This is a genomic window from Oleiphilus sp. HI0123 (assembly GCF_001635315.1).
Genome location: NZ_LWGE01000912.1, coordinates 1 through 8,533 on the forward strand (window position 1 = coordinate 1; position 8,533 = coordinate 8,533).

Annotated in this window: 8 protein-coding genes and 1 pseudogene; 7 read left to right on the forward strand and 2 right to left on the reverse strand. The window is 43.2% G+C overall.

Annotated features, from left to right (window positions below; translation table 11 throughout):
• The first annotated feature begins 30 nt into the window (after positions 1 to 30).
• Together A3761_RS07845 and A3761_RS07850 are read left to right on the forward strand one after the other, a co-directional pair.
• The gene (locus A3761_RS07845) at positions 31 to 903 is read left to right on the forward strand and encodes a motility protein A (protein ID WP_068508880.1); all 873 of its coding nucleotides are present in this window, start codon (positions 31 to 33) and stop codon (positions 901 to 903) included.
• A gap of 27 nt (positions 904 to 930) precedes the next feature.
• Positions 931 to 1,734 (forward strand): OmpA family protein, encoded by an 804-nt coding sequence (locus A3761_RS07850; protein ID WP_068508878.1) that lies wholly within the window; start codon positions 931 to 933, stop codon positions 1,732 to 1,734.
• Positions 1,735 to 1,965: 231 nt separating this feature from the next.
• Here A3761_RS07850 and A3761_RS07855 read toward each other — a convergent pair whose 3' ends face one another.
• Together A3761_RS07855 and A3761_RS07860 are read right to left on the reverse strand one after the other, a co-directional pair.
• Positions 1,966 to 3,273 (reverse strand): methyl-accepting chemotaxis protein, encoded by a 1,308-nt coding sequence (locus A3761_RS07855; protein ID WP_082865343.1) that lies wholly within the window; start codon positions 3,271 to 3,273, stop codon positions 1,966 to 1,968.
• A gap of 198 nt (positions 3,274 to 3,471) precedes the next feature.
• Positions 3,472 to 4,335, reverse strand: coding sequence for a LysR family transcriptional regulator (locus A3761_RS07860; RefSeq protein WP_068508875.1), 864 nt, complete (start codon positions 4,333 to 4,335; stop codon positions 3,472 to 3,474).
• A 110-nt stretch (positions 4,336 to 4,445) separates the two neighbouring features.
• Between A3761_RS07860 and maoP the strand changes: the two genes are divergently transcribed.
• From maoP to speA, 5 genes and pseudogenes are all read left to right on the forward strand, one after another.
• Positions 4,446 to 4,802: a DUF413 domain-containing protein gene (gene maoP / locus A3761_RS07865; protein WP_068508873.1), complete on the forward strand. Its 357-nt coding sequence runs from the start codon at positions 4,446 to 4,448 to the stop codon at positions 4,800 to 4,802.
• Between the two features lie 64 nt (positions 4,803 to 4,866).
• On the forward strand, positions 4,867 to 5,046 hold the full coding sequence (locus tag A3761_RS07870; protein ID WP_068508871.1) for a hypothetical protein: 180 nt from the start codon (positions 4,867 to 4,869) through the stop codon (positions 5,044 to 5,046).
• A 70-nt stretch (positions 5,047 to 5,116) separates the two neighbouring features.
• Positions 5,117 to 5,524: pseudogene (locus A3761_RS27410) on the forward strand (ATP-dependent zinc protease); the annotation flags it as partial.
• Positions 5,525 to 5,542: 18 nt separating this feature from the next.
• Positions 5,543 to 6,520: a 30S ribosomal protein S6--L-glutamate ligase gene (rimK, locus tag A3761_RS07875; protein ID WP_197470084.1), complete on the forward strand. Its 978-nt coding sequence runs from the start codon at positions 5,543 to 5,545 to the stop codon at positions 6,518 to 6,520.
• Between the two features lie 46 nt (positions 6,521 to 6,566).
• The gene (gene speA, locus A3761_RS07880) at positions 6,567 to 8,474 is read left to right on the forward strand and encodes a biosynthetic arginine decarboxylase (protein ID WP_068634295.1); all 1,908 of its coding nucleotides are present in this window, start codon (positions 6,567 to 6,569) and stop codon (positions 8,472 to 8,474) included.
• The last annotated feature ends 59 nt before the right edge of the window (positions 8,475 to 8,533 follow it).

Consider the following 8,533-nt stretch of genomic DNA (forward strand, 5'->3'; position numbering starts at 1 on the left):
ATTAGAAATATTTATTGATGGAATAATCTCATGTCTTTTAAAGCTCTTTCCCGGCAGAAGCTAACGGGCCGCACTCTTGTTTTATTACTGTTGGCTGCCTTTGTTCTGGTGCTGGCCTTATCAAGCCTTGAACCTTTAAAGTTTTTGAACCTTCCAGGTTTGTTGCTTGTGGTTTTGGGAACGTTTACCGGGGCTGTCTTGAGTCACTCATTTGACGATTGCCTTGCCGCATTTCGACAAGCTTTTCCAAGAAATAAAGCCGAGCACTCTGACGTGGCAAACGAAGCCAATATCATTCTTCATTTTGCTCAGCTTTGGTTTAGAAACCAATACACCCTGATCGACCGGGATTTATCAAAACTGGATAAACCTTTTTTGAAAAAGGGGCTGCAGATGATCAGGGATCGCCAGCCAAGCGACGATATTCTTTCACTTCTCAATTGGCAGATTAGCCAGGTAAATTTAAATGAAGGGCGCTATATAGGCATCTTCCGCACCCTGGCGAATCTTGCACCGACTTTTGGTATTGCCGGTACCGTGCTGGCCTTGCTCAATATAGCTTTTATCTTGGAGCAGGGCAGAGCCGTTTCTGAGGCGGCAAGCCTTATGGGTTTTGCCTTGGTTAGTACCTTTTATGGTTTAATCCTGGCGAGCTTTGTATTCAAACCGATTGCTGAAAGGCTGGAGCAGCGTCGATTAAAAGAGGTTCAGCATATTACCTTGCTTGCAGAAGGTATTGTTCTGATTCACGAGCGTCGGACGCCTGCGGTGATTCGCGAGACCTTGATGACTTACATCGAAAGCATGAACGCATTATCAGCTAATCAGCAAACCACTAAAAAGCCAAAGCGAGCTTCGAAGAAGCCAATGTTAGTGAAATTTGGGCTTCAGCGCTCTGCTTAATAAACTTCTACTGCTTGAGAAACGTAAATGAGTAGTGCATTAAATCGCTCAGATAATTATTCAGACTTACGCCATAGGCGTCCTGCTGATAATTTCAAGGCCATGTTATCTAAAGTCGATGGCTTCGCAGAGAAGGCTCAGAAGAAGGACGCAAGCTCTTGGTCTGAAAAACTTCGACTTGCTAAGTTTCAATCAAGTGAAGGTGTGTCTGAGCAAGGCTCGAACTCTTCCATATTTGTTGATTTATTCCTGCTCATGCTAGCGCTGGGCTTATTGCTGTATTTAACGTTTCGCTCAGTGCAGGCACCTGTTTTGGCGCCTGTTGAGAAGCCTGCTGATTTGTCTGTGTTCACTGATGAACTGATGGATTTGACCGGTATTGGCCAAGAGGGTGGCGAACTTGATGCTTCAGTACTCGCCACGCTTATCAATACAGGAAACTTAAAACAGCATGTTCAAATAGAAGATTCTGAACCCTACCTAAGCTTGCAACTTAGTTCTCGTGTTCTTTTTAATGCAGGGTCTTATGACTTGGCTCGTTCAGGGGCGTCTATTTTGGATAGCTTGCTACCAGAGCTTCGAAAGCAAGCAAAGCCAATTGTTATTGAGGTTCACACAAATGGCTATGCATCCTTGTATGGCGAAATCACCTCCGAGCAGGAACTAAGCGAAAGACGCGCGGAAACCTTAATGGACTTCTTTATTTCTGAGGGAGTCGCAGAAGCTCGTATCAGTGCTAAAGGCTATGGTGACTCTAGACCAGCCAGAAAAGAAGACTCGGCTCAGGCGCAAGAGCTGAATCGCAGGGTGCTTTTGAAGCTAGAGAAATAGTGCTTTAGCTAAGCTTTGAATTTGCAGTTGTGCAAAAAAATAGATGAAGCTTAGCGTCGCTAAATTTGTTGCTATGATTAATACGCCACTTTTTTTGCTTTTGAAAGCAGACCTAAACCTAGCATTGCCGGCGAGATCTAAAGCAAGCATTTCGAAGCGCCACAAGCCTCATATTGGCGGGCTGTTTTTCACCTTCTGAAACAGAGGTAATATTGCAAGGTCTAAGAAATTCTAACGGTGCTGGATAAATTCATTAAGAATATCCAATACGCTATCTGATAAGCCAATAAGCTCTTCAACTGCACCCTGCAGAGATAATGGTTCAGCGCCTGCTCGTGCGACCTTATAGATTTCTATGCCCTTAGCGTGTACTTTCGGATGAACATCTTCATAAAGCTCTTTGAAGCGACTCTTGGAACTTAGCTGCTGTCCTTTATCAGACATTAGGTATTTCCCAAGGCGACATTGGGTATGATCTTTTAGCTCACTCTCTTGTACGCTGTTTTGTCCAAATAATGCAAAACGGATAACCTTATCTACCCACACAATATGGTCACTCTTGGCCATGCGAAGCAGTACATCATCGTTGCTTACATCAAAGTAGCTCAAACACTCTACTTGCAGGTCACGTAGATATTCGACATTTTTATACATATCTTTGAAAATGGTGAATGATTCATTAATGCCATCAGCGGTATTTTGCACACCTCTTGCCATATCTTGTGCTACGGAAGCTTGCTCTGTTGCTGCTGAGGCAATTTGAGCTGTTGCATCAACATTTTCTGTAGCAGCGGTTTGAGCATCAGAAATTGTTTGAACTAACTGTTTTCGGTCTTGATGAGAGTCTTCTAGTACACCAATAGTTTCTCCTACGATGCGTTCTACATCATTAGCTCCATTTACTACACCGCTCACAATAGATTGAATTTCACTCGCTGCTTCAGCACTGCGGTGAGCGAGTCCACGCACTTCATCGGCGACTACGGAAAATCCGCGTCCAAACTCTCCTGCTCGTGCGGCTTCAATAGCAGCGTTTAACGCGAGTAAATTCGTCTGATCAGCGATTTCATTAACAGTAGTCGTCAACTGAATGATACTTTTAGTTTGTTCAACAAAAGTTTCGGCATTACGCCCAACATCTTTGATAGATGATTCAATTGAGTCTAGTTTTTGAACAAGTAAACTAAGGGCGTCACTGCCTCTACCAGCCTCATCGCATGTATGCTGGGCACGCTCAAGTACCTGTTGACCAAGTGACTCTATTTCTTGCGCGGTAGCAGACATTTCTTCGATAGCGCTCGCTAGTTGAATCGATTCGGATACAACCTCATCTAACCGGCTGTTTAGCTGTAAACCTTCACGTCCAAACCTTGATACCACTTTTGCCGAATCAACTGTCTTGTCGGCGATTTTAAGAAGATCGGCGTCAGACTCGTTTTTTACGAACGGTAACAGCCATGCTGGGGCATTTGTTTCTGTCACTTCTCCGCTAGCAAGCTTTGAAAGCCAAAGAGTTACAGTAGATTCTTTTAAAAACATCAAGTATCCGCAGAATTAGAAAGGTATGGGTTATTATTTATAAAGCATCCATTAAATGAATATTAGACTGTAATTAAAATTATCGCCATACAAGGTCGCTTATTCTTATGGCGCTCGGTAATGTCTGCTTACGAGCTTTCTACGCCCCTCGTACTGGTTAATTAATTTAAAGGTGAATTTTTCCATTGGGTGCTCAGATCACACAAACGCTGGCTTTAGATCTTCTTCTTTTAGCAAATCAACTACGGATGAAACGATATCTTGTTTTTGCGACGCATCACTATGAACAGCATAAACTTCCCTTACAAATGACTCGGCACCGTGAATAGGGAATAACTGCTTAGATTGAACAAACTGTTCAACGAGTACCTTTGGTAATAAAGCTACCCCACCGTATGTCATTAGAAATTCCAAGGCTATATGAGTTTGTCCTGTATGTAGAATCGGTGTGTGTGGTTGATTGAAGAGGCGAGCTTGAAGGACATTTACAGATGTTCCCCAGTCAACAAAAATATGTTTAGTTTTGGCAAGCTCTTCAGTTGCAGCCCAGTTTTGGTCAGATACAAACATTAACTCGACCTTGCCAATTTTAGTGAGAACTAATTCCGTAACACTTGGCGGGTCTAGTAAAACAGCTATATCGATACGTCCACCTAACAAGGCCCTCGTCAAATCTTGAGGACTGCTAATTTCAGTCCGAATGTTTAAACCGTCAAAGGTATCGACCACTTTTGGTAAAAGTGACTGTAGAAAAGTGTCCCAGAGGTTTGAGGTGCTGCCCAAAGCGATCTGCATATCCAGCTGGCCAGCCGCACCTACATCCTGTAGTGCTGACTGCCACGATGTGAGTACATTTTCAGCATGGGGTAATAAACGTTCGCCCGAGGGGGTTAATAGTATGTTATTACGCTCGCGCGTAAACAAACTCATTCCAACACTTTCTTCCAGCTGCTTAATTCGAAAGCTTACAGCAGATTGGGTTAAGCAAAGATTTTCTGCTGCTTTCCCGAAGTGTCGAGTCTTGGAAACTTCCATAAAAGTGCGCAGAAGATCTGTATTCATATCGATTAAAAATATTTATCGTAATTAGAAAAAAAGTTCATTTTACAGCATAAATCGATTGAAAGCATAATCGCGCGAAATAAGATGGTTAGATTATATTAGGCAAAAATATGGCTAATAAACAAGCATTCCACACAACGGGTAAATTTTGGGCTATAGAGCATTTTCCAAAAGGAATAGCAAGAAGCGGCCACTTTACTAAAGAACAAGCACAATTACTCGAAGATTATGGTAAGTCATACAAGGCTCTCTATGGCGGAGAGCTAAAGCCTAGGTGTGATGAAGAGAAAGAGTTTGTATCCGTTTTTATGGGGAAAAAAGAGGCCTCTAGCATTCATGAAAGAGCGTGGAAACGCTTCTTAGAAGTAAGCAATCAAAGGCAGCGCTTACACATTTCTATGGGCGCCCAGCCTTCTTCATCAGTAGATTTTTCATCTTATGATGATGACAGCAACTTAAGCGATTAGGCCTTCTCAATAAGGGGATCTAATTTACTAATCGATAATTTTTATTTATCAGGAAATTATGAACATGAATATGAATAAGTTCATCGCTGTTCTGGCCTTGGTCATACCTATGTTGATTCCGAACTTTTCTCTCGCAGAAGAACCTCAAACTAAAGAAGAGCAATGCGCTCAATACGGCTCCTATCAAGATAGTGATGGTATTTGGCAAACATGCGACCCTGAGGAAACTGAATCCACTGATTAGTGATTCCGTTCCCTCACCAGTAACGCTATACGTCTTTTATATTCAACCTATTCGCACACCGGAGTCACCTATGTCACCAAGCGATAACAAAGTAGTCATTGGTAGCGAGGAGTGGTGCGCATTTCCCGAGCTAGGAATCCCGGCCATAAAAGCGCGTGTGGATTCGGGGGCAAAAACATCGTCTATTCATGCTTTCAACATTCAGCAATTTCGTAGAGATGGGGCTGCATGGGTGAGTTTTGAAGTGCACCCGCTTCAGAATAATCGCCGTACAGTTATCAGGTGTGAGCGCCCGATCATAGACAAGCGAGTTGTTAAAAGCTCTAGTGGCGTCTCAGAAACCCGTTTTGTTGTGCAAGCGCCACTAAAAATTGGTGAAATGATTTGGGAAGTAGAGTTAACGCTTGCTAATAGAGACTCCATGGGTTTCAGAATGCTTCTTGGGAGAGAAGCTATGGTAGGCCGGATGCTTGTTGACCCTGAACAAGAAGACTTGATGGGTGCAATTTCACAAGAAACAATCGATGGATATTATGGAAAAAAGGAACCTGAAAAGAGTGGTCTTAAGATCGCCCTGCTCGCAAGCAATGAAGAGCTGTATAGCAACCAGAGATTACTGGAGGCTGGCGAAGAGCGAGGCCATGAAATGGTTTTCCTCAATGTTAAGCAATGCTATATGAAACTGGATGCACTGGAACCTGAAGCGCATTATCGCGGAGGAACGATACTTAATGATTTGGATGCTGTCATTACAAGAATAAGACCTAGCGTGACATTTTACGGAACCGCATTAGCTCGCCAATTTGAAAGCATGGGGATCTATACAACGAACTCCTCAGCTGCAATTTCACAGTCCAGAGACAAACTGTTCTCTTTGCAACTCATGCTCAAGAGTGGCATCAATATTCCAACGACTGGTTTTGCTAACTCACCAATAGACACAAATGACCTCATTGAAATGGTGGGCGGCGCACCCTTGATCGTGAAACTTCTTGAAGGCACACAGGGGCGAGGTGTCGTTCTGGCCGAAACAAAAAAAGCAGCAGAAAGTGTTATCAACGCCTTCAAGTCTTTGAGGGCTAACTTGCTTGTGCAAAAATTTATTAAAGAGGCAAATGGCAAAGATTTACGATGTTTTGTTATTGATGGAAAAGTTGTTGCTTCAATAGAGCGCTCAGCAGCCCCTGGTGAGTTCAGAGCGAATATCCATCAAGGCGGGTCGGCGTCAATCGTAAAAATAACCAAAGAAGAAAGAGCATTAGCAGTGAAGGCTGCTAAAGTATTAGGTCTTCAGGTTGCTGGCGTTGATATTATACGGTCTGATTCCGGTCCGTTATTGCTTGAGGTGAATTCTTCCCCAGGTCTTGAAGGCATTGAGACAGCGACACGTAAAGATATCGCTGGCATGGTTATATCTTCGATAGAGAAGAAGCTTAAGTGGAAGAGACAGCTACCAACTATTGAAAGCGAGTAAGTCGACTTCTTCGCATCAAACGATAACAACGATTCAGGAGCTAGTATTGGATCAGCAACAAGATAAACCGAGTAAAATTAAGCAGAACATCGACCGGTACGGTATAGATCACTGGGGTAATGACTACTTCGGAGTTTCTGATGAAGGCTGTGTCACGGCGAAAACCTTGAATGTCTCTATTCCTTTGATGAACATTGTAGAAGGAATGATCGATCGGGACCTTCAGATGCCGGTTTTGTTGCGAGTCGAAAATATTCTAGATGCTCAAATTAAGCGCCTAAATGATGCCTTTGCTGAGGCGATAGAAAAGTTAAACTATCAATCACCTTATCGGGGTGTTTATCCGATCAAGGTAAATCAACAAGCGCAGGTTGTTGAAGAGATTGCCAGTTTTGGTGCTCGTTTCAAGCATGGCCTTGAAGTCGGCAGTAAACCTGAAATGATTGCTGCGCTATCGACACTTGAAGAGCCGGGCAGTTTGATTATCTGTAACGGCTATAAAGATGAAGAGTTTATTGAGCTTGGTTTACAAGCAACCAAACTGGGCTTCCTATGCTTTTTTGTGATTGAAACCTTAACCGAGCTGCCCATTATTATAAGATTGAGCCGCCAAATGAACATTCAACCCCACATTGGTGTGCGGGTGAAAATGACCTCTCAAGTCAGTGGGCATTGGAATTCAACGAGCGGTGATCGCAGTGTGTTTGGTCTAACTAGCACACAACTTATCGATGTGGTTGATAAGCTAAAGCAAGAGAACATGCTGCACTGCCTCGAATTATTGCACTGCCACTTAGGTTCACAAATCCCCAGCATTCATGATATTCGAAGTGGTGTCGTAGAAGCCTGCCGCTATTTTACTGACCTAATGAGTGAGGGTGCAGAATTAACCCATATAGATTTGGGTGGTGGCTTAGCGGTTGATTATACCGGCGCACAAAGCAATGACGATAAAAGTCGTAACTACACGCTTGAAGAATATTGTGAAGATATTGTCGATACTCTCAAGCAAACCTTGGACGACCATAATATTCCTCACCCAACGATTGTCACGGAATCTGGGCGAGCAACTGTCGCTTACTCTTCAATTCTGCTGTTCAATATTCTAGATACCAATATTTTTGAACCAATCAGTCTGCCCGAACCATCGCCTGAGGAGCATCAACTACTCACAAAGATTCGTGAGATAAAAGACTACCTATCGCCACGGCGAGTACAGGAGTGTTATAACGATGCGCATTTTTATCGTGATGAAGTGCGTGCTTTATTCAAGCGTGGGCAGCTCTCATTAAGAGAGCGATCAATCGCAGAAAACTTATTTCTCGATGTTCTTCATTGTATCGCAGACCTGTTAGATACAATGGATAAAACGCCACCAGACCTGGAAGACCTTAAGCTATCGTTGGCAGATATCTACTATGGAAACTTTAGCCTATTTCAATCGCTGCCAGACATATGGGCGATTGATCAACTGTTTCCGATTATGCCAATTCACAGGCTGCATGAGACGCCAACACGTCAGGCAGTGCTGGCGGATATAACCTGTGACTGCGATGGAAAAATTGATAAATTTATCAACGAATTCGGCACAGCAAAAACACTCCCATTACACCCGATTAAAGAAGGTGAAGAGTATTACTTGGGGGTGTTTCTGGTCGGCGCTTATCAGGAAACCTTAGGTGATCTGCATAACTTGTTTGGCGATACTAATGTCGTCAGCGTGCGTCTGAACGCTGATGGCAGCTTTGATTTCGTTAAAGAAATTCATGGAGACACCATATCTGACGTACTCAGCTATGTAGAGTATCAACCTAAAAATATGATGCTCAACTACCGAAATACGGCTGAGAGAGCGGTAAAAGAAGGACGAATTACAGCACGAGAGCGTCAGCAGATGATCAAAACCTTTAACTCGAGTATGCAAGGTTACACCTACTACGAGAGAGAACATTGAGCCGTAATAGCGCTTAGCTAAGGCTATATTATTGAATAAGATTATTGTAACAACTGAAA